This window comes from Pseudomonas sp. AC211 (assembly GCF_979258055.1).
In genome coordinates this window covers 5,111,387-5,131,681 of sequence record NZ_OZ409830.1, presented here as the reverse complement: position 1 = coordinate 5,131,681, position 20,295 = coordinate 5,111,387, and the positions used below count along the sequence as shown (strand labels likewise).

13 protein-coding genes, 5 pseudogenes and 2 riboswitches are annotated in these 20,295 nt (G+C 63.2%); of the genes and pseudogenes, 8 read left to right on the top strand and 10 right to left on the bottom strand.

Features of this window, described 5'->3' with window-relative positions; translation table 11 throughout:
* Nucleotides 1-37: 37 nt before the first annotated feature.
* Nucleotides 38-514, top strand: a complete 477-nt coding sequence (locus ACZZZP_RS23880) for a DUF3301 domain-containing protein (protein WP_463384361.1) — start codon at nucleotides 38-40, stop codon at nucleotides 512-514.
* A gap of 10 nt (nucleotides 515-524) precedes the next feature.
* Here ACZZZP_RS23880 and ACZZZP_RS23875 read toward each other — a convergent pair whose 3' ends face one another.
* Both ACZZZP_RS23875 and ACZZZP_RS23870 read right to left on the bottom strand, forming a co-directional pair.
* Nucleotides 525-1,409 carry an alpha/beta fold hydrolase gene (locus ACZZZP_RS23875; protein WP_463384360.1) on the bottom strand — a complete coding sequence of 295 codons (885 nt, stop codon included), beginning with the start codon at nucleotides 1,407-1,409 and terminating at the stop codon, nucleotides 525-527.
* Nucleotides 1,410-1,474: 65 nt separating this feature from the next.
* Nucleotides 1,475-2,438 (bottom strand): annotated as a pseudogene (locus ACZZZP_RS23870) (CobW family GTP-binding protein).
* A 120-nt stretch (nucleotides 2,439-2,558) separates the two neighbouring features.
* Here ACZZZP_RS23870 and ACZZZP_RS23865 point away from each other — a divergent pair.
* Nucleotides 2,559-3,002, top strand: a complete 444-nt coding sequence (locus ACZZZP_RS23865) for an NADH:ubiquinone oxidoreductase (protein WP_463536897.1) — start codon at nucleotides 2,559-2,561, stop codon at nucleotides 3,000-3,002.
* Here ACZZZP_RS23865 and zigA read toward each other — a convergent pair.
* Both zigA and ACZZZP_RS23855 read right to left on the bottom strand, forming a co-directional pair.
* Nucleotides 2,919-4,124 carry a zinc metallochaperone GTPase ZigA gene (gene zigA, locus ACZZZP_RS23860; RefSeq protein WP_463384358.1) on the bottom strand — a complete coding sequence of 402 codons (1,206 nt, stop codon included), beginning with the start codon at nucleotides 4,122-4,124 and terminating at the stop codon, nucleotides 2,919-2,921. The two genes, ACZZZP_RS23865 and zigA, sit on opposite strands and share 84 nt — an antisense overlap.
* Nucleotides 4,125-4,326: 202 nt before the next feature.
* Nucleotides 4,327-4,849, bottom strand: a pseudogene (locus tag ACZZZP_RS23855) (DUF3617 domain-containing protein).
* Between the two features lie 135 nt (nucleotides 4,850-4,984).
* Between ACZZZP_RS23855 and cls the strand changes: the two are divergent.
* Nucleotides 4,985-6,424: pseudogene (cls, locus tag ACZZZP_RS23850) on the top strand (cardiolipin synthase).
* A gap of 8 nt (nucleotides 6,425-6,432) precedes the next feature.
* On the opposite strand, the gene ACZZZP_RS23845 reads toward cls, so the two are convergent.
* The 6 genes and pseudogenes from ACZZZP_RS23845 to ACZZZP_RS23820 form a co-directional block, all read right to left on the bottom strand.
* On the bottom strand, nucleotides 6,433-6,933 hold the full coding sequence (locus ACZZZP_RS23845; protein WP_463536896.1) for a GNAT family N-acetyltransferase: 501 nt from the start codon (nucleotides 6,931-6,933) through the stop codon (nucleotides 6,433-6,435).
* Between the two features lie 77 nt (nucleotides 6,934-7,010).
* Nucleotides 7,011-8,191, bottom strand: a pseudogene (cfaB, locus tag ACZZZP_RS23840) (C17 cyclopropane fatty acid synthase CfaB).
* A gap of 123 nt (nucleotides 8,192-8,314) precedes the next feature.
* Nucleotides 8,315-9,070, bottom strand: coding sequence for a precorrin-4 C(11)-methyltransferase (gene cobM / locus ACZZZP_RS23835; protein WP_463384353.1), 756 nt, complete (start codon nucleotides 9,068-9,070; stop codon nucleotides 8,315-8,317).
* A 58-nt stretch (nucleotides 9,071-9,128) separates the two neighbouring features.
* Nucleotides 9,129-9,482 (bottom strand): cobalamin biosynthesis protein, encoded by a 354-nt coding sequence (locus ACZZZP_RS23830; protein WP_463536895.1) that lies wholly within the window; start codon nucleotides 9,480-9,482, stop codon nucleotides 9,129-9,131.
* An 83-nt stretch (nucleotides 9,483-9,565) separates the two neighbouring features.
* Entirely contained in the window at nucleotides 9,566-10,285 is a 720-nt protein-coding gene (locus tag ACZZZP_RS23825; RefSeq protein ID WP_463384351.1) for a CbtA family protein, read from the bottom strand.
* Between the two features lie 43 nt (nucleotides 10,286-10,328).
* Entirely contained in the window at nucleotides 10,329-10,514 is a 186-nt protein-coding gene (locus ACZZZP_RS23820) for a CbtB domain-containing protein (protein ID WP_122492316.1), read from the bottom strand.
* A 110-nt stretch (nucleotides 10,515-10,624) separates the two neighbouring features.
* A riboswitch (cobalamin riboswitch) is annotated at nucleotides 10,625-10,801 on the bottom strand.
* Nucleotides 10,802-10,914: 113 nt separating this feature from the next.
* Nucleotides 10,915-11,122, top strand: a riboswitch (cobalamin riboswitch).
* 111 nt (nucleotides 11,123-11,233) lie between these two features.
* Between ACZZZP_RS23820 and cobW the strand changes: the two genes are divergently transcribed.
* From cobW to ACZZZP_RS23795, 5 genes and pseudogenes are all read left to right on the top strand, one after another.
* Nucleotides 11,234-12,286 carry a cobalamin biosynthesis protein CobW gene (cobW, locus tag ACZZZP_RS23815; protein WP_463384350.1) on the top strand — a complete coding sequence of 351 codons (1,053 nt, stop codon included), beginning with the start codon at nucleotides 11,234-11,236 and terminating at the stop codon, nucleotides 12,284-12,286.
* A 142-nt stretch (nucleotides 12,287-12,428) separates the two neighbouring features.
* Nucleotides 12,429-16,172: a cobaltochelatase subunit CobN gene (gene cobN / locus ACZZZP_RS23810; RefSeq protein WP_463384349.1), complete on the top strand. Its 3,744-nt coding sequence runs from the start codon at nucleotides 12,429-12,431 to the stop codon at nucleotides 16,170-16,172.
* A 343-nt stretch (nucleotides 16,173-16,515) separates the two neighbouring features.
* A complete protein-coding gene (locus tag ACZZZP_RS23805) occupies nucleotides 16,516-18,375 on the top strand; it encodes a YadA-like family protein (protein WP_463384348.1) in 1,860 nt (619 codons plus the stop codon).
* Nucleotides 18,376-18,606: 231 nt separating this feature from the next.
* Nucleotides 18,607-19,605: pseudogene (locus ACZZZP_RS23800) on the top strand (ATP-binding protein); the annotation flags it as partial.
* Nucleotides 19,590-20,282, top strand: a complete 693-nt coding sequence (locus tag ACZZZP_RS23795) for a vWA domain-containing protein (RefSeq protein ID WP_463536987.1) — start codon at nucleotides 19,590-19,592, stop codon at nucleotides 20,280-20,282. The pseudogene ACZZZP_RS23800 and the gene ACZZZP_RS23795, both read left to right, overlap by 16 nt.
* The last annotated feature ends 13 nt before the right edge of the window (nucleotides 20,283-20,295 follow it).

Here is a 20,295-nt window from a genome sequence, read left to right as displayed (position 1 = left end):
GCGAGTAAGCTTGGCCCTCTTGTAGGAGTGCGTCGCGATGTTGACCCTGGGCAATATGTTCGTGCTGATGTTGCTGGCTGCCGGCGCTGCCTGGCTGTGGCATGCCCATGGTTTGCGCGAACGCGCGTTGGAGCGGGTGAAGCAGCACTGTCAGCGCATGGAAGTGATTTTGCTCGACGACAACGTCGCCCTGCGCCGCATCGCGCTACTGCCAGACGCTCGCGGCCGCCGTCGCCTGGCGCGGGTGTATGGCTTTGAATTCACCGTCACCAGTGAACAGCGTCACGCCGGCACTATCACCATGTTCGGCCAGCATGTGGGCAACATCGAACTCGCCCCTCATCCGTTCGTGGAAAAACCCGGTCAGCCGGTGGCGCAGCCCAATGTCGTCGGCGACAGCGTGGTGATGGACAACGCCGCGCCCCATGCCGTGATTGACGTGGTGCCCGAGCGTGTCAGCGGCAACGTGGTGCAGCTCAGCGACTGGCGGCGCAAGCACGACAAGCTGCACTAAGCCCCACGCCTTACTCCTTCAGCAAAAAACCGCGAACCCGCTCGGCGCTGTCCAGCGGGGTCTGCTGCATAAAACAATGCCCGCCTGCCACCACTTGCCCGCGCACATGGCTGTTAAGTGCGCTGACACGCGCCACCGCTTTGGCCACGAACGGGTAACTGTCCTGGCCGTGCACGATCAGCGTCGGTGTGACGATTTTGCTTAGCGAACTCCAGAGCCGGCGCGGGTAGGAACTGAAAATCTCGGCCTCGCGGCTGGGCCGGCATTTCAGCTCGACGCCCTCTTCCACGTCCTTCAACGCATGCTCCACATACGCCCACAGCGCCGCGTCCTCCCAGCCTTTGAATGTGCCTCGGCCATGCAAGCCGGCGTAGGCCGCCGCGCGGTCTGGCCAGTGCTTGCGCCGCGCCGCCGATTTGCGCGCCATGCTGTGCTGACGCTGCAAGCCCAGCACTTCCGACACCGCCATCACACCGATCAGCGTCGGCGGAAACAGCACCGGGTCGAGCAGCACCGCGCGTTGAAACAACTCTGGGTGCTTGGCCAGGATCAAGCTGCTGAGCACGCCACCAAAACTGTGGCCGAGGGCGAAACGCGGCACTTCACCGAATACGCTGCGGCCGGCATCGAACGCTTCCACCGCCAGTTCGGCGCTGCGATTCCAACCGTGGAAACGGCCGCCGTGGTCGCTGTCGCCATGGCCTTGAACGTCGCAGAGCCAGAGGTCGAAATCAGCGGCGAGGTGCTTGAGCATCGGCTCGTACGTGCGTCCGCAAAAGCCGTTGCCGTGGATAAAGTGCAGCAACGGTTTGCCGCTGGGCTCGCTGTGCCAGCCGCGCAGGGTGAAGTGGGCGGAGCTGGCGTGGGACCAGGGGTGCAGGGTGAAGGCGGTCATAAGGGGCGGACTTCTAGGGAAACGTGAGCGCAAGTTTAATGGTTTTGCGTTGGGCTTCGCTGCGCTTAACCCAACCTACAGGCTGCCATTCCAGCGTTGAGCTGGTGCTCGTTTTGCGGTTCGCTGAAGATCAGTTCCAGGCGCGAGTCTTTGCGCCATTCGCTGCTTTGCCGAGTGCAGCGGCTCGCCGTTCAGGGCGTTGGCCGATAGCCAGCCGGCGTTGCTGTGCATCACCAGTTTGGCGCGCCGCCAGGGCAGCCTCGCCAGCCACGTTTGCAGGCGCATAAGTTCGAATTGCTGGCTGGGATGCCAGCGCCAGCCGATGCTCCAGCCTTCGGCTTGGCCGCCGCTCTGGCAGATTGGCTGCGTGGGGTCGAGCCAGACGCTGGCGCGGTTGGCGGCGTCGGGGCTTGGTAATTCGGGCGCGCCGTCTGCGGCCTGCGCCGTCGCGCCGGGGAGTTCGGCCAGCGGCACGGCGCCCTGGCTGGTCCAGAAAATCGGGCGCGCTGGCAGGCGGTTGACGATGGCGGCGCGGGCGTCGGCGTCGAGGTGTTCGGCTTTGTTGAGCACCAGCAAACCGGCCTCGGCCAGGGCCGCTTGCTGGCTGTCCGGCAGCGGCAAGCCGGCGGCCAGCGCTTGGGCGTCAAGCACCAGCACGCTTGGCTGCACGGCCAGCACGCCTTCCCAGGGCGGATCACGCAACTGCGCCAGCAGTGCCGCCGGATGGCCCAGGCCTGACGGCTCGATAAACAGGCGATGAGGTTTGGCTTTGCGCAGCAGCCGGGCGAGGCCGATTTGGAACGGCGCGCCATTCACGCAACACAGGCAGCCGCCGGCCACTTCGCTCAGGGCGATGCCATCGTCGCCGGTGGTCAGCAACGCAGCGTCGATGCCAATCTGGCCGAATTCATTAATCAGCACGGCCCAGCGCTCATCGGCAGGGCGCTGCGCCAGCAGATGACGGATCAGGCTGGTTTTCCCGGCGCCCAGCGGGCCGGCAATCAAATGCGTGGGAATGTCGCTGAGCACGTGGGTTCTCGGGGTGTAATTTCAGGGTGGATAACCTTCGGCGAAAAGCGCCACAGGCACAAGCGCGGGGCTCGCCGTGCTAGAGTCGCCGGCACATTTTTTCGGCGCCGGAGACCCACGATGCGCGTATTGCTGTTGCCTTTGCTGCTTCTTCTATCCGGCCAGGTGATGGCCGAGGCCTGTGTGGTGCACAGCCAGGCTGAACGCTTGGATGTGAAGGTCTGTCAGCAGAACCGCAGCATTCCGCCCAACCTGTTTCACAGCGGCTTTTGCCAACCGACGATGAAGGGCCAACAAGTGACGGTCGACTACGTCGAACAATGCCCGCAGGGCTCGTTTGGCGTGTGCCGCTCGGCCAAAGTGCCGGGCACGCCGTATCAGCAAGACATTCACTATTACGGCGTGGCCAGCGACTCCGCCTACCTCAAGCCGGCCTGCGAAAGCAGAACCGTGGCGTGTGGATGGATCGCTGATCCGCCCTCACGCCGCCTCGTGCCAAGCGCCGAACGGGTCGGCGTAGTGCGCCCAGCCTTCGCTGCCCAAGGCCATTTCGGCGTCGCTTAGCAGGCAGTCGTCCAACTCGCTCCCGAGTTGGGCGAAGTCGATGTTCTGACCAATAAACACCAGCTCCTGGCGGCAATCGCCCACCTCCGCGCTCCAGTGGCGCATCACCGTGGCGACGCCCTCGTCGTCTTGCGGCCATTGCTCTTTCGGCACGTGCCGCCACCAGCGCCCGGCAAAGCCATAACGCATCAACCCGCCGGCTTGCGACCAACTGCCGGCGTCCTGATGTTTGCTCGCCAACCAGAAAAAACCTTTGGAGCGCAGCAGCCGGCCGTTGCTCCATTCGCGGTTGATAAAGTCGTAGAAACGCTGCGGATGAAACGGCCGCCGCGCCCGGTAAGCAAACGAGGCGATGCCGTATTCCTCGCTTTCCGGCAGGTGCTCGCCGCGTAGCTCCTGAAGCCAGCCGGGTGCTTGTGCGGCGCGCTCGAAATCAAAGCGGCCGGTGTCGAGAATTTTGCCCAACGGCACTTGGCCCATCACCATCGGTAGGATTTCGGCGTGGGTGTTGAGGCTGGCCAGAATGCTCATCAGCTCGCGGCGGTCTTCGCGGGAGATCAGGTCGATTTTGCTCACCAGAATGACATCGGCGAATTCGACCTGCTCGATCAGCAAGTCGGTGATGGAGCGTTCGTCGTCCTCGTCCACCACTTCGCCACGGCTCGCCAGGCTGTCGGCTTGTTGGTAATCGCGCAGGAAGTTCAGGCCGTCGACCACGGTAACCATGGTGTCCAGGCGCGCTACGTCGCTGAGGCATTGGCCGTCTTCACCGCGAAAGGTGAACGTTTCGGCCACGGGCAAGGGCTCGGCGATGCCGGTGGATTCGATCAGCAGATAGTCGAATCGGCCATCGCGGGCCAGCCGGTTCACTTCTTCGAGCAAGTCTTCGCGCAGGGTGCAGCAGATGCAGCCGTTGCTCATTTCCACGAGCTTTTCTTCGGCGCGGTTCAGGCTGACGTCGCGCTGCACTTCGCTGCCGTCGATGTTGATTTCACTCATGTCGTTGACGATCACGGCGACGCGCAAATTGTCGCGGTTACGCAGGATGTGATTGAGCAACGTGCTCTTGCCCGCGCCAAGAAAGCCGGACAAAACAGTGACGGGTAAACGGGGCGCTTGCATGGCGGATTCTCATCAGAACAGGAGCCGGTTTAGCTCAACGATTGTTATAGTATTACACGTTATACAATAACAAAACGTCGGACTTTAACGGCCGTCCCGATTTTTCGAATGCCATAAAAAAACCCCTGCGCCGCGCTGTAAGCCAGCGGGGCCGAGGAGTTTCACGTGGAACTGGCAGTTTAATTGCGCTGAGCCCGTGCCGTTAACGCGTGTTGGCAGGCAGGCCTGAACAGTCGGCACCCACCCAACGACCCGTCGATTCGAGGCGGCCTTGCTGCTTCTGTCCGCCCATCAAAAACGTGCCGTTAACGGTGGTGGCGAACTCACGAGAGCTGAGGAAAGTCGTCTGCCCTTGCCCTTGTCCCTGCGGGCAACTGACGGTGAATTTCATCATTTGCGGAGTGCGTTCGGTGATCTGCTGCTTGCAGCCGGAATGGGCGCCCTGGGTTGGGAAGTTGTCGGTTTGCGCCTGCTCCGGGGTGATGCACATGCGCACGCCGTTGCCCGCCATCGCCACGCCTTGTTTGGCCATGGCCTGCTCAGCCATTTTGCGTTGCTCAGGCGGCAGGCTACCCATTAGCAATTGCAGATCGGGCATCTGCTGGCCATTGACCTGCATGTTTTTCGACTGGATTTCCCACAGCCCGGGTTGCAGCTTCTCAGCCCTGCGCCAAGGACGACATTCCGAGCGCGGCAGTGCAGGCAAGAACAAGGCGAATCTTCATAAATCACGGTCCTTCTGGCAGGTGGGGAAGCGGCGCAACTATGGCGCGGCCAGCCATGTAGACGCCAGCTACAGTCGACAGTTGCACCGGCACACGGCACATTGCGTGTCAGCGCATTGCCCAAGCGACCCCGGCATGGACGTGATCATCCCACCGCTGTTCGGCTACCTGATAGCCCTCACCCATCTGCTCGGCATCTGCGCCGCGCTGCACGCCATCCTCACGGTACGCACCGCCCAGGGTTCCATCGCCTGGGCGTTGTCGCTGCTGTTTATTCCGTACCTGACGCTGATTCCCTACCTGGTGTTTGGCCGCAGCACGTTCGACGCGTACATCCGAGCGCGCCGCCACGCCGACCGAGAAATGCGCACCGCCATGAGCACGCTCAACTGGCGACCCTGGGCCGAGGAGGCCCTGGCCGCGCGAACACCGACGCTTACCGTACCCTCGGCGCCCTGCCCTCGTTGGGCCACATGCCGTGCCTGGCGAATAATCAGGTGCGGTTGTTGATCGATGGCAACGCCACGTTCGAAGCCATTTTCGCCGCCGTCGCCAGCGCCCGGCAGGTGGTGCTGGTGCAGTTTTTCATCATCCACGACGACGACCTCGGCCGCCGTTTACACGCCCTGCTGCTGGAGCGCGCAGCGGCCGGCGTGGCCGGTTTATTTGCTGTACGACAGCATCGGCAGCCACGCCCTGCCCCGGCGCTATGTGCAGAGCCTGCGCAGCGGCGACGTCAACGTGCGCGCCTTCAGCACGCGCCGTGGGCTGATCAATCGCTTCCAGTTGAATTTCCGTAACCACCGCAAGATCGTCGTGGTCGATGGCGACTTCGGCTTTGTCGGCGGCCTCAATGTGGGCGACGAGTACCTGGGTTTGAAAGCACCGCTGGCGCCCTGGCGCGACACCCACGTGGAACTGCGCGGGCCGGCGGTGGCGTGTTTGCAGGAATCGTTTGCTGAAGATTGGTTTTGGGCCACGCGCCAGCTGCCGCCGCTGATGCTGCCCGAGGCATACGGCGGCGAGGGCAAGCTGTGCCAGGTGCTCACCAGCGGCCCGGCCGATGCGCAGGAAACCTGCTCGCTGTTTTTTGTCGAAGCGGCCAACTGCGCCCGCGAGCGCCTGTGGATAACCAGCCCGTATTTCATTCCGGATGAATCGGTTTCCGCCGCCCTGCGCCTGGCCGTGCTGCGCGGCGTGGACGTGCGCATCTTGCTGCCGTCACGGCCCGACCATCGCACGGTGTACGCCGCGTCCAGCCTGTACGCCTTCGCGGCGTTGCACAGCGGCGTGCGGGTGTTTCGCTATCAGCCGGGGTTTGTGCACCAGAAGGTGGTGCTGATCGATCAGAAGATCGCTGCCATCGGCAGCGCCAATCTCGACAACCGCTCGTTTCGCCTGAACTTCGAAATCATGTTGATCACCGTCGATGAAGCGTTCGCCCTGGAGGTGGAACGCATGCTCGACAATGACTTCGGCCAGGCGATTGAACTGGCGGCGGGCGACGACCAAAACATTCACCGCCTGCGCCAGCTGGGCATGCGCATCGCCAGGTTGATTTCGCCGATTTTGTAACCGCCGATTCAGGCTTCAGCTTCTTCCTTGTAAACCTGCAACCCGCGCGCCTGGTAATTGCCCAGCGCGCTCGGGTGATCCAGCGTGCAGGTATGCACCCACACCCGCTTGGTGCCCGGCCAGGCCCAGGCCGACTCCAGCGCGTGCGTCAGCATCAGGCCGCCAAAGCCTTTGCCGAAAAATTCCTGCACCAGGCCGAAGTACAGAATCTCCACGTCACCGTCGGCGCTGCGTTGCAGCTCGTAGTAGCCGGCGATAGCGCCCTGCTCGTAGGCGACGAAGGTGCGGTGGTTGTCTTGTTCTACCAGCTCGCGCCATTGCGCGTCGGTCCACACCAGCTTGTCGGTCCACTCCCACGGCCCGCCCACCAGTTGGTACAGAAAACGGTTTAGCGGGAACTGCTTGATCACGCACTCGACAATGCTCAGCGCTGCCGGCAGCGGTTTGCCGCGCACCTGCTCGGGGCTGTGCATGTCCAAGTAATACGTAATGTTTTCAATGGCTGCCATGGCCGGCCCCAACAGGAAATGTGCGCCGAGGCTACTGCACCGGCGCGCTCAGGGGCATACGCAGCTAACGGGTTTTTTTATCCGTACAGATCGGCGCGCGACCACGGCAGGCTATGGCTGCCATCGGCCAGCGGTTTTACCGCGAGAATCTGATGCAGGTTCATCCAGCCGCGGGCAAACCCATAAGCGCAGCCGGCCAGGTACAAACGCCAGATGCGCAACGCCTGCTCCGGCACCAGCGCCTTGGCTTCGCTGAGCCGGCTTTCCAGGTTGGCGCTCCACATGTCCAAGGTGCGCGCGTAGTGCAGGCGCAGGCTTTCCACATCCACCACTTCCAGCCCGGCTTCGCTGAGATGCGCCGTCATACGGCTCACGTGCGGCAGTTCGCCGTGGGGAAACACGTAACGGCCAATGAATTCGCCCGCGCCGCGCCCAGCCGGGCGGCCATCGGTGTAGCGCGAGGTGATGCCATGGTTCATCACCAGCCCGCCTTCGCGTACGGCGCCGAATAGCTGCTGGCAGTACAGCGGCAGATTGGCGTGACCGACATGTTCGAACATGCCCACGCTGACCACTTTGTCGAAGCGGCCGTCTTGCGGCACGTCGCGGTAGTCCATTAGCTCGAGCTGCACGTTTTCCTGCAGGCCTCCGGCGGCTACCCGCTCCCGGGCCAGGTCCAGTTGCGCCTGGCTCAGGGTGATGCCGGTGACCTGCACGCCGAACTCTCGGGCGGCGAAGCGCGCCAAGCCGCCCCAACCACAGCCGACGTCGAGCAAGTGCTCGCCGGGTTGCAGCCGTAGCTTGCGGCACAAGTGGCGCAGCTTGGCCTGCTGCGCGGTGGCCAGGTCTTCTTTTCCGGTAGGAAAGTAGGCGCAGGAATAGACCATGTCCGGGTCGAGCCACAGCTGGTAGAAGCGGTTCGACAGGTCGTAGTGGTAGGAAATCGCCTCGGCATCGGTGGCCTTGTCGTGCGCTTCGCGCTGCAACGCCCGTTGCTCGTCATCGCTTAACGCTTCGCTCAGGGCGTCGCCCAGGCGAATCACCTCGAAATCGGCCCTTCCAGCTCTAGCCGACCCTCCACGTAAGCGCCGCCGAGTGCATCCAGGCTCGGATGGCTGAGCTGACTGATCAGGCCAGGGTCCTTGATCACCATGGTCACCTGCGGCTGCGGCCCCAGGTCGAGTTCGTAGCCGTTCCATAAGCGCAGGCGCAACGGCAGTTGCAGATTGCGCAGGGTCAGTGGAAGTTGCGCCAGCATAAAAAGCCCCCGTACAGACGTCATGCAGTGGCTCTGACGAGCCCAAAGCTACTGACCGAGGCAAGCGACGCGCAGTTGCACAGCTCTGCCGGGCGGGCGATGTGCGGCCGTTTCGCCGGGCGTTTAGTCGCTGGCCGGGCGAAACAGGTGCGCATGCCCAGCGCGGTACAGGTTGGAATCAGCGAAGGCGTCGGCGCTGAGCACCCGACCGACCACAATCAACGCCGTGCGCTGAAAGCCTTTGGCCGCCACCGCCGCTTCGATATCCGCCAGGGTGCCTCGCACCCAGTCCTGATCGGGCCAACTGGCGCGGTGGACCACGGCGATGGGGCAATCGGCGCCGTAATGCGGCACCAGCGCCTCGACGATCTTGGCCAAATGCTGCACGCCCAAATGGATGGCCATGGTGGTGCCGTGGCGCGCCAAGTCGGCCAGCGCTTCGCCTTCCGGCATTTTCGAGCGGCTGCCGTAGCGGGTGAGAATCACCGTTTGCGCGATGCCGGGCAGCGTCAGCTCGCTTTCCAGCAAGGCCGCGCAGGCTGCCGTTGCGGTGACGCCGGGCACGATTTCGAAGGGAATATTCAGGCGGCGTAAATGGCGAATCTGCTCGCCGATTGCGCCGTATAACGACGGATCGCCGGAGTGCACGCGGGCAACGTTCTGCCCCTGGCTGTGGGCGGTCTCGATCAGGCGGATGATTTCATCCAGATGCAGCTCGGCGGTGTTCACCACGGTATCTGCGCGATGGCCCTCCAGCACCGCCTCTGGCACCAGCGAACCGGCGTACAGCAACACCGGGCAGCTGCGTATCAAGCGCTGGCCTTTCACGGTAATTAGCTCGGGGTCGCCGGGGCCGGCGCCAATGAAATACACCGTCATACGCATTCCTCCACGCCGGCGATGGCCACGGTGGCGCTCGCACTGGTGTGTTTACCGATTAAAAGCCCGGCGCGTTTTTTCCCGTCACCGCTTCCACCTGCGTCAGAGCGCTTGCCTCGGCGACGCTGACTGCGCCAGTTGCGCGCAGGGCAATGGCCGACACGCTGCTGACGCGATCACTGGCTGCGTCCAACTGAGCCGGTGGCAGCCACGCGAGCGGCAAGCGCAACGTGGCGGCGAGCGCGCGAAGGCCAGCCTCGTCACGTTTGTGTTCAACGCTGGCGAGGCCGGCGAGGTCAGCGACACCCAACCCGTGCGCGCTCAGCGTGTGTTCCAGCAACTGACGAAGTTCAGCCTCGCTACAACCCGCGCGGCATCCGATTCCAGCGATAAAAGGCGCAACGATAGGCACAGAGAAAAACGCCTGAATACGTAAGAAAAAACCCGCTGAGAGCATGCCCTTCAGCGGGTTCTTGCGCAGCATGAACGAGGGGGTTACACCGCGCTCTTGCCCGCAAACCGGCGATACAGCCAGGCGCTCAGCAAGCCCAGGGCCGACCAGAACAACGCGTTGGTAATCAGCGAGGCCCAGATGAACTGATGCTCCAGCGCCTCGGGTGCCAGGCTCGAATGCACCTCAGGCTGCGGCGCGCCGATGACGTGTGGCACCACCAGCAACACAGCGCCGATCACTTTCACCGCCCAGTGGCGGGCGAATACCAAAAAGGCCAGGCCCACGGCGGTCGCGGTTGCGGTGCCGATCCACCAGTACTGACGCAGCTGCAAATCAGCGGCGGCGGTGCCTGGCAATTCAGGCGGCAGACCGAGCGAGGGCGCCAGCGAAAAGGTAGCGAAACCGGCCAGGCCCCAGAACAAACCGTCACGGGTACGACCCGGCGCGCGCAGGGTGAACAAGCCCGCCAACATCAGCGCGAAACCAACGGCCACCACCAGATTGGCGCCCGTGGTCGACGCCACGCGCTGCCAGCCGTCTTGCGGCGACCACGCTTCGCTGCTGTGTTCATGGGAATGGGCGGCGGCGCCCGGCTCATGGCTGTGCTCGGCAGGTGCGGCCTGCGCCATAGCCGGCTCAGCGCTTTCAAAGGTTTCGCCCTGAAGAATCAGCGGCGCCACCCAGAAGCTTTGCAACAGGGTCAGAAACAGGGCACCCAGTAGCCCGGCAAACCCGGCGGTTTGCGCAATACGCTTAATCATTTCGCGGTCTCTTCAGTCGCACGCACACTTGGTGGCACAGAAATTAGTGGCACGGAAACGCGGCACTGTGGCGGGTGTCGTGAGCAGCGTTGTGTACCGCCTCGACATGGGAGAAACCGGCGAAATACACCAGCAACGCGCCCAACAGGCCGGCGCCGATGGCGACCACGAGACGCTGAGAAAGCGAGGCACTGGCCTCGGCAGAATGAGTAAGGGTGCTACTGGACATGACCGTTCCCTCTGAACTGGAAATGAAAACGTAGCAGAAGGGAACGCACGAGGAGCCGAATGCGAGCGCATTCAGACTTCCGGCTTGCGCCCGCCCACCGCGGGTTTTGCCTACTGGTATGAATTCAGGCCGGTCTCCGGGCTCGCATGGCTGAAGGGTTTCAACACACGCCTACCGTTGCGGGGGCAGCGTCGGACTAACTGCTCCAGAACCGACCAGAGCGCGCACCGACTTCCCGTTTCACCTTGCGCACGACGACGCAAGACACCTGAAACAGCGCGCTAGAACACCATTTTCATCGGCAAAGGTCAACGCTGACGTGCCTCGCCCGTGCAGGCTTCCATGTCCAGAAGCTGGATGATCGGACCTCATCGAATTTGACCCATCCCCCACCACTGCGTAGCCTTGCTCGCTTCGAGGTCTCGGCGCATTTGCGCCAGAGCTAAGAGGAACGCGGTGCGCTGAACAGCCAGGCCGCGGCTGCCCCCGCAACTGTAAACGACCGGCTTTCTTCCAGTGCCACTGCCACGCGCGGGAAGGCGAGGAAAGCGGCCCGCATCAAGGGCCATGTCGTGAGCCAGGAGACCTGCCTCGAACCTATTCACGACAACCGGGCGGGGTGATCCGGTGGCGAATTCTGCGGTGAGCGCTCTGCTCGCTGTAGCCGTCGCAGCCGCCCGCCGATCCGATTTCGCGCGTATCCAACAGGGCTGCATTCGATGAAAAGCTTGGCCAAACTCCCCGTCACCATCGTCACCGGCTTCCTCGGCGCCGGCAAAACCACGCTGCTGCGCCATATGCTCGACAACGCCGAAGGCCGCCGCATTGCGGTGATCGTCAATGAGTTTGGCGAGCTGGGTATCGACGGTGAAATCCTCAAGCAATGCACCATCGGCTGCACCGAAGAAGAAGCCAACGGCCGCGTTTACGAGCTGGCCAACGGCTGCCTGTGCTGCACGGTGCAAGAGGAATTCTTCCCGGTGATGCGCGAGTTGGTAGCGCGGCGCGGTGACTTGGACCAAATTCTTATCGAAACCTCGGGCCTGGCCCTGCCCAAGCCATTGGTGCAGGCCTTCAACTGGCCGGAAATTCGCAACGCCTGCACCGTTGATGCGGTGATCACCGTGGTCGACAGCCCGGCCGTAGCCGCCGGCACCTTCGCCGCATTCCCAGACCAGGTCGACGCGCAGCGCCGCGAAGACCCGAACCTGGACCACGAATCGCCGCTGCACGAGCTGTTCGCCGACCAACTGGCCAGCGCCGACCTGGTGATTCTCAACAAAGCCGACTTGCTCAGCCCTGAAGCCCTGGCCGCCGTGCGTGCCGAAGTGGCCGAGGAACTGCCGCCCGCGGTGAAAGTGATCGAAGCACGCAGCGGCGTGCTGCCTTTGTCGGTGCTGCTGGGCTTGAACTCGGAAACCGAGCTGCACATCGACAGCCGCAAAACCCACCACGATCTTGAAGACCACGAAGAGCATGACCACGACGAGTTCGACTCCTTCTCCGTGGAACTGCCGGAAGTCGAAGAAGCGCAGTTGCTGGCTGCGCTCAACGGCCTGGTGGAGCGTCACGGCGTGCTGCGCGTCAAAGGCTTCGCCGCCATTCCCGGCAAACCGATGCGCCTGCTGATTCAGGGCGTAGGCAAGCGTTTCGACAAACACTTCGACCGCGCGTGGCGCAGCGATGAAACGCGCAGCAGTCATTTGGTGATCATTGGCCAGGAGTTGGATGAAGCGGTGATTGGTAACGAATTGCGCCAGGCATTGGTGTGAACACGCGGCAATTGCCTTTGCTCCCTCTCCCGCTCGCGGGAGAGGGTTGGGGGTGAGGGCAGCGGTTTTGCGTTAGCCCCGGCCCTCTCCCTCGGTCCCTCTCCCGCAAGCGGGAGAGGGAAGCACAGCATCTGAGTCTGTTATGCACTTACTGCGCACCCAACCCGGTGGTTTCGTCCCCGCTGATGGCATTGCCCATCTGGCGCAAACCCCTGCGGATGTGGTGATTCTGTGCACCGGAGACTCGCACCTTTCGCTGCTCGCCGCCGCTGCCCAAACCCTGCCGGACGATTACCCAAGCCTGCGCCTGGCCAGCCCCGCGCAGTTGCAGAATCACGCCTCGGTGGACCTCTACGTCGAGGAAGTGCTGCAACACGCCAAGGTGATTCTGGTATCGGTGCACGGCGGGCTGAGTTATTGGCGCTACGGCATTGAGCGGCTGGTGGAACTGGCGCAACGCGGCGCGCAGTTGATTCTGGTGCCAGGCGATGACAGCCCGGACCCGGAGCTAACCGCCCTCGGCACCGTCGCGCCGGAGCAGGCCGAACGCCTGTGGCAGTACCTGCGCCAGGGCGGCGTCGACAACGCCCGTCAGCTGTTTCATTACCTGGCCGCCACTTGGCTCAACGGCGATTACCCCTGGGCCGAGCCGCAGCCGTTGCCGCGTGTGGGCGTGTATCACCCCAGCGCGGCCAATGCCGGACTGGCAGATTGGCAAGCGACCTGGGCAGCCGGCCAGCCGGTGGTGGGCCTGCTGTTCTATCGCACCCACGTGCAGTCGGCGAACACCGCCTTCATCCACAGCTTCTGCGAGCGCTTGAGCGCGCAAGGGCTGAACCCGCTGCCCATCGCCGTCGCCAGTTTGAAAGAAGCGGCGTGCCTGGCCGTGGTCGAAGACCTGCTCGACGAAAGCAACGCCAGCCTGATCATCAACACCACTGGCTTCGCCCAATCCAACCCCGAGCAACCCAACCTGCGCCCGTTCCGCCGCAATGTGCCGGTGCTGCAGGCGATTTGCGCGCTGGATAATCAGCCGCTGTGGGAGGCCAACCCGCAGGGCCTGGGCTCGCGCGATTTGGCCATGCACATCGCCTTGCCGGAACTCGATGGCCGGCTGATTACCCGCCCCATCAGCTTCAAGGGCCTGGCGTGGCGCAGCGAGCGCAGCCAGAGCGATGTGGTGTGCTACGAAGCCGATCTGGAGCGCATGGACTTTGTCGCCGAGCTGGCGCGCCGCTGGGTCGACCTGGGGCGGGTGGCCAATGCCGACAAACGCATCGCCCTGGTGCTCGCCAATTACCCCACCCGCGATGGCCGCATCGGCAACGGCGTGGGCCTCGACACGCCCGCTGCGGCGCTGAATATTCTTCGCGCCCTGCAAGCCGAGGGCTACCCGGTCGAACGTTTGCCGGAAACCGGCACCGCGCTGATTCATGAGTTGCTCGGTGGCGTGACCAACGACCTCGACGGCCTGGACCTGCGCCCCTGTGCGCAAAGCCTGGCGCTCGCTGACTATCACCGCCTGTTCGCCCGCCTGCCACTGGCTAACCAGCAAGCGGTGCGTGAACGCTGGGGCGAGCCCGAACAAGACCCCATGTTCCGAGGCGGTCGCATGATGATCGCCGGGCTGCGCTACGGCCTGACGTTTGTCGGTATTCAGCCGGCGCGCGGCTACCAGCTCGACGCCAGCGCCGTGTACCACGACCCCGATCTGGTGCCGCCCCACGGTTACCTGGCGTTTTACTTCTGGTTGCGCGACACCTTCGCCATGAACGCCGTGGTGCATGTTGGCAAGCACGGCAATTTGGAATGGCTGCCGGGCAAAAGCGTGGGCTTGTCGCAGCATTGCTGGCCGGACGCAATTCTTGGCCCAACGCCGAACGTGTACCCGTTTATCGTCAACGACCCCGGCGAAGGCGCGCAGGCCAAGCGTCGCACCCAGGCGGTGATCATCGACCACCTGATGCCGCCGCTCACCCGCGCCGAAAGCTACGGCCCGCTGCGCGACATTGAGCGCCTGGCCGACGAGTACTACGACGCTTCGCTGCTCGACGAGCGGCGCGCGACCGAGCTGCGCGGCGAAATTCTCGCCCTGGTGCGCGCGACCCAGCTCGACCGCGAGTTGCAGCTACAGATCAACGACGACCCCAATTCCTGGCTGCCCCAGTTGGACGCCTATCTGTGCGATTTAAAGGAATCGCAGATTCGCGACGGCCTGCATGTGTTCGGCGAATCGCCGGCTGGGCGCTTGCGCCTGGACACGTTGCTGGCCTTGCTGCGCATTCCCCGTGGCGACGGCAAAGGCCGCAACGCCAGCCTGTTGCAGGCGCTGGCGAAGGATTTCGAGCTGGGTTTCAACCCGCTGAATTGCGAAATGGCCGCGCCGTGGAGCGGGCCGCGTCCGGCTGCGCTGCACGCGGTTAGCAACGATACCTGGCGCACGGAAGGCGACACCCGTGAACGGCTCGAGCTGTTCGCCGTGCAATTGATTGCCGCCAGCTTGAATGGCGACCAGTCGGAATGCGGCGAACACACCCGCGCCGTGTTGGCGGCGTTGCGCGAGCACGTGGCACCGACGCTGGACGCCTGCGGGCCGGCGGAAATGCACGGCTTGCTCGCGGCGCTGCGCGGCGCCTTCGTGCCCGCCGGGCCGAGCGGTGCGCCTAGTCGCGGGCGCCTCGACGTGCTGCCCACCGGGCGCAATTTCTATTCGGTAGACGTACGCAACCTGCCAACCCCGACCGCCTGGCGCATCGGCTTCCAGTCCGCAAACTTGTTGCTCGAACGCCACCTGCAAGACCACGGTGACCACCTGCGCCAACTGGGCCTGTCGGTATGGGGCACGGCCACCATGCGCACCGGCGGTGACGACATGGCGCAGGCCATGGCGCTGATGGGTGTGCGCCCGGTGTGGCAGTCGAGCAGCCAGCGTGTGGAAGACTTTGAAATCCTGCCGTTGTCGTTACTCGACAGGCCGCGCGTGGACGTGACCTTGCGGGTGTCCGGCTTCTTTCGCGACGCGTTCAGCAACCTGATTCGCCTGTTCGACGCCGCCGTGCAAGCGGTCGCCGAGCTGGACGAACCGGACGACATGAACCCCCTCGCCGCCCGCGTTCGTGAAGAGCGCCAGCGTCTGCAAGAGCAGGGTGTGCCGCCCGAGCAGGCGCGCCGCGAAGCGGGCTGGCGGGTGTTTGGCAGCAAGCCGGGGGCGTACGGCGCCGGCATTCAGAACGCTATCGAAGAGCGTCTATGGCAAACCCGCGCCGACCTGGCCGAGGTCTACCTGAACTGGGGCAGCTATGCCTATGGCGCGGGGGATGCGGGCACGCCGGCGCGGGAACAATTTATCCAGCGCCTGGAGCGCGTGCAGGCGGTGCTGCACAACCAGGACAACCGCGAGCACGACATCCTCGACTCCAACGACTACTACCAATTCCAGGGCGGCATGTTGGCGGCGGTGGAAACCTTGCGCGGCAGTTCGGTCGCCAGCTACCACGGCGATCACAGCCAGGCCGACAACCCGCGAATTCGCACGCTTAAAGAAGAACTCAACCGTGTGGTGCGCGCTCGGGCGGCCAACCCGAAATGGATCGCCGGCATGAAACGCCACGGCTACAAAGGCGCCTTCGAACTGGCCGCCACCGTGGACTACCTGTGCGCCTTCGACGCCACCAGCGAGCTGATCGACGATCACCAATACCAACTGCTCACCGACGCCTATCTGCTCGACCCCGACACCCGAGACTTTATTCAGCAGCACAACCCCGGAGCGCTGCGCGAAATCACCGAACGCTTGCTCGAAGCCCAGCAACGTGGACTCTGGCAGGAGCCCGGCGAGTACCGGGCAGCGTTGGAAAATTTATTAATCGACAGTGAAGAAGCGTAACGAATGGCGGCGGGTTAGTTCGCTGGTATTTCATATCCGAAACGCTTGCTCAATGTATAGATCTCATACGCTTAAACTTTAAACTTCCTACATACATGCCAACGTTGTGCCGCTGATATAACGCGCTCACTTAACCGCAGACCTGTTTGCCTTATACGAAGTATCTTCAATTAAACGGCGTAAGCCCTTTTCCTGCCGGGAACAATCCTACGTATTACGGACGACAATCTTAATAAACAACAGCACTTTGCATCGTCTAGGTAGAAAAGCGCCCGCAGCAATATTGTGGAAATATCCAAACAATATCCGAGCAAACTTAACCGACCGCTTGGAACTTTTAATCATGTCAAATTTTCGCTTATGCAAGATTACGATTGCCATCACCCTGGCGTTATCCGGCAACACTTATGCTGCGCCTGCCGTCGATGCTGTCGGCGTCCTGGCCGATTCGATCATGGCGTCATTCATTACTATTGGTGATCCCGCCAGCATTACGGTTGTCGGCGGCACGTTCGAAGTAATTAGTGGAACGACCACTCACGGCATTAGCAACACCGGCGACATCCAAACCGGCACTGTTACCTCTACTGGCAACGCCAACGTTGGCGGCGCGCTCGGGGTGACCGGCGCAACGACCACTACCGGCATTACCAACACCGGCGCCATTCAAACCACTACCGTCACCTCCACTGGTGACGCCACGGTTGGCGGCGCACTCGGCGTCACCGGCGCAACGACCACTACCGGCATTACCAACACCGGCGCCATTCAAACCACTACCGTCACCTCCACTGGTGACGCCACGGTTGGCGGCGCACTCGGCGTCACCGGCGCAACGACCACTACCGGCATTACCAACACCGGCGCCATTCAAACCACTACCGTCACCTCCACTGGCGACACCACAGTTGGCGGTGCACTTGGCGTGACAGGCGCAACGACCACCAACGGCATCACCAACACCGGCGCCATTCAGACCACCACCGTCACCTCCACTGGCGACACCACGGTTGGCGGCGCACTCGGGGTTACAGGCGCAACGACCACAAACGGCATCACCAATACCGGCGCCATTCAAACCACCACCGTCACCTCCACTGGCGACACCACGGTTGGCGGCGCACTTGGCGTTACAGGCGCAACGACCACAAACGGCATCACCAACACCGGCGCCATTCAAACCACCACCGTCACCTCCACTGGCGACACCACGGTTGGCGGCGCACTTGGCGTTACAGGCGCAACGACCACAAACGGCATCACCAACACCGGCGCCATTCAAACCACCACCGTCACCTCCACTGGCGACACCACGGTTGGCGGCGCACTTGGCGTTACAGGCGCAACGACCACAAACGGCATCACCAACACCGGCGCCATTCAAACCACCACCGTCACCTCCACTGGCGACACCACGGTTGGCGGCGCACTTGGGGTGACAGGCGCAACGACCACCAACGGCGTTACCAACACCGGCAACATCCAGACCGATACCATCAATGCAACGGGCAACGGCGTTATTACCGGCTCCCTGAATGTAGCCGGCGGTATTACCACTACCACCATTACCAACAATGGTGACGTGACGACTCACGGAAATACCACCATTGATAACAACTTGACCGTCGGCGGAACAACAACTGCAGCCGGCGTAGTTAATAACGGCGCACTTAACCAAACGGGCAACACCAGCATTAATACAACCGGTACTGCACAAACTTCGATAGGCAATGCTTCGAAGTCGGCCGGAAACGTTGTATTGCAATCGGGTGATAACAGTCTTTCAGTGACTCAACAAGCAGTGTCAGTAGGCGGGGCAAACGGCTCTAATGTCGTTCTCGGTTCGACGTCGGGTAATTCGATGATTCGTTTAAACGGCAATAGACTGCAGGATGTTGGCGAGGCCGTCGAGGGAACTGACGCGGTTAACTTGAACCAACTTAACCGCGCTACGCATAAACTCAGTGGCGAGATTGATGACGCCTACGCCGGTATAGCCGCCATCGCGGCGATGACCAGTGTGCCGGAACTTCAGGCCGGTGCTAATTTTGGCGTGGGTGTGGGCGTTGGCAACTTCAAAGGCGCACAGTCGGTTGCGGTGGGCGCGCAGGCGCGGATCAATAGCAATGTTGCGGTTAAAGCATCGGTCGGCATTTCTCAAGGGCAAGTCACCACAGGCATCGGCGCCGGTTTCAGTTGGTAAGCTTTCCCGGGCGCTGTGACTAAGCAATTGATCACGGCAGCACCGCACCTGAAAAGCGCCACGCATGTGGCGTTTTTTCGCCTTGCGTACCGGTTGCACCGAGACTGCGCAGCGACCCAAAGCTGCGCCTCGCCGCTATCAGGGGCCCACGCTTTAGCGCTTCCGGCAAATACGCTTCGAGTGCCCGTGAGCCGTTACACTTGGCGCTATCTCCACCAGCCGAGCCCCACCATGACCCCGCAATTTCCCCTTGCCGCTGTCGTCGCCGCTGACTCGCTAAAACTGGCGCTGTGTCTGGCGGCCATCGACCCCGCGATTGGGGGCGTATTAATCGAAGGCCCGCGCGGCATGGCCAAGTCCACCTTGGCGCGCGGCGTGGCGCAGCTGTTGCCGGGTGGGCATTTCGTGACACTGCCGTTGGGCGCGAGCGAGGAGCGCATTGTCGGCACCCTTGACCTGGATGCAGCGCTCGCCGAAAGCCGCGCGCAATTCTCCCCCGGCTTGTTGGCCAAGGCCGACGGCGGCGTGCTGTACGTGGATGAAGTGAACCTACTGCCGGATCATCTCGTGGACCTGCTGTTGGACGTCGCCGCCAGCGGCGTCAACCATGTGGAGCGCGACGGCATCTCGCACCAGCACGCGGCGCGTTTTGTGCTGATCGGCACCATGAACCCGGAAGAAGGCCAACTGCGCCCGCAGCTGCTGGATCGCTTTGGCCTCAAAGTCATTCTCGATGCCCAGCCGCAGCCGCAAGCGCGCGCCGAAATCGTGCGTCGGCGCCTGGCGTTTGATGCCGACCCGGCCGCCTTTATGCAGCAGTGGCAGGCGCCGCAGCAGGCGTTGCGCGAGCGTTGTCTGGCAGCGCGCGGCGCCCTTACGAACATCGAGCTGGACGACGTCAGCGTCAACGAAATCGCCGAGCGCTGCTATGCCGCTGGAGTCGATGGCTTACGCGCCGACTTGGTCTGGTTGCGCGCCGCCCGTGCCCATGCCGCCTGGCGCGGCGCCGACTCGATCAGCGCTGAAGACATCGACGCCGTCGAACCCTTTGCTCTCGCCCACCGTCGCCGTCACACCCCGCCACCGGCAGCGCAGCCGCCGCACGCGCCGCCGACGCCGCAGACAAGTTCAGCGGGGGCTTCGGCTGGCGAAGGCCAGTGGGGCGAAATGCCTGCGCAGGCGGTGCCCACGGGGGCGGCGCGCGAGTTGCCGCGCTGGCCAAAAAAGCCCCAAGCATCCGCCCGCGACAGGTCACTGGCGCGGATGCCAGACCCAGACCCGGCGCCCTGCAAGGCGGCCGTCATGGCGCCAAGCAAACCGGCGAGACCGGCGCCATCGACTGGCTAAGCACCTTGCTGCGTGGCCGTCCGACACGGGCCCGCGAGGTAGTGCGAAAGCCGCGCAGCCAGCGGCCAAGCGAATTGTGGGTATTGGTGGTGGACGCCTCCGCCTCTACCCGCCGCCATGGCGCGCTGACACAGGCCAAAGGCTTGCTGGGCACGGTGCTCGAGCAGGCGTATCAACAGCGCGTGCGCATCGCCGTATTGCACGCGACTGGAATGCAAGCGCAGTGGCCGTTCCAGGGGCAGAAACGCTCGGCGGCGATGCTGGCCTGGGTGTCAGACTTGGGCGCTGGCGGCGGCACGCCGTTGATTGAAGGGCTGGTACAAACCGGCGACTGGCTGACCCAGCGCCAGCGCAGCAAGCCTGCCGAACAGCAAAAGGTGCTGGTGATTACCGACGGGCGCTTACGCGAGTGGCCGGCATTGCCGCCGATGGCGTGCCCGGCGTTAGTGGTGGACATCGAAAGCGCGCCGATCAGGTTAGGGCGCGCGCAGGTATTGGCGGAGCAATTGGGCGCGCAGTATCGGCATATTGAGAGTCTGTCCCCCTCCATGCGCATGTGAGCGCGGCCGAGGA

Excerpts from the sequence above, each read along its gene's own strand:
- cobW (WP_463384350.1), top strand. The coding sequence starts at position 11,234 with ATGAAAAGCTTGGCCAAACTCCCCGTCACCATCGTCACCGGCTTCCTC.
- ACZZZP_RS23845 (WP_463536896.1), bottom strand. The coding sequence starts at position 6,933 with ATGGCAGCCATTGAAAACATTACGTATTACTTGGACATGCACAGCCCC.
- cobM (WP_463384353.1), bottom strand. The coding sequence starts at position 9,070 with ATGACGGTGTATTTCATTGGCGCCGGCCCCGGCGACCCCGAGCTAATT.
- zigA (WP_463384358.1), bottom strand. The coding sequence starts at position 4,124 with ATGCAAGCGCCCCGTTTACCCGTCACTGTTTTGTCCGGCTTTCTTGGC.
- ACZZZP_RS23875 (WP_463384360.1), bottom strand. The coding sequence starts at position 1,409 with ATGACCGCCTTCACCCTGCACCCCTGGTCCCACGCCAGCTCCGCCCAC.
- ACZZZP_RS23825 (WP_463384351.1), bottom strand. The coding sequence starts at position 10,285 with ATGATTAAGCGTATTGCGCAAACCGCCGGGTTTGCCGGGCTACTGGGT.
- ACZZZP_RS23805 (WP_463384348.1), top strand. The coding sequence starts at position 16,516 with ATGTCAAATTTTCGCTTATGCAAGATTACGATTGCCATCACCCTGGCG.
- ACZZZP_RS23880 (WP_463384361.1), top strand. The coding sequence starts at position 38 with ATGTTGACCCTGGGCAATATGTTCGTGCTGATGTTGCTGGCTGCCGGC.
- cobN (WP_463384349.1), top strand. The coding sequence starts at position 12,429 with ATGCACTTACTGCGCACCCAACCCGGTGGTTTCGTCCCCGCTGATGGC.
- ACZZZP_RS23865 (WP_463536897.1), top strand. The coding sequence starts at position 2,559 with ATGCGCGTATTGCTGTTGCCTTTGCTGCTTCTTCTATCCGGCCAGGTG.
- ACZZZP_RS23820 (WP_122492316.1), bottom strand. The coding sequence starts at position 10,514 with ATGTCCAGTAGCACCCTTACTCATTCTGCCGAGGCCAGTGCCTCGCTT.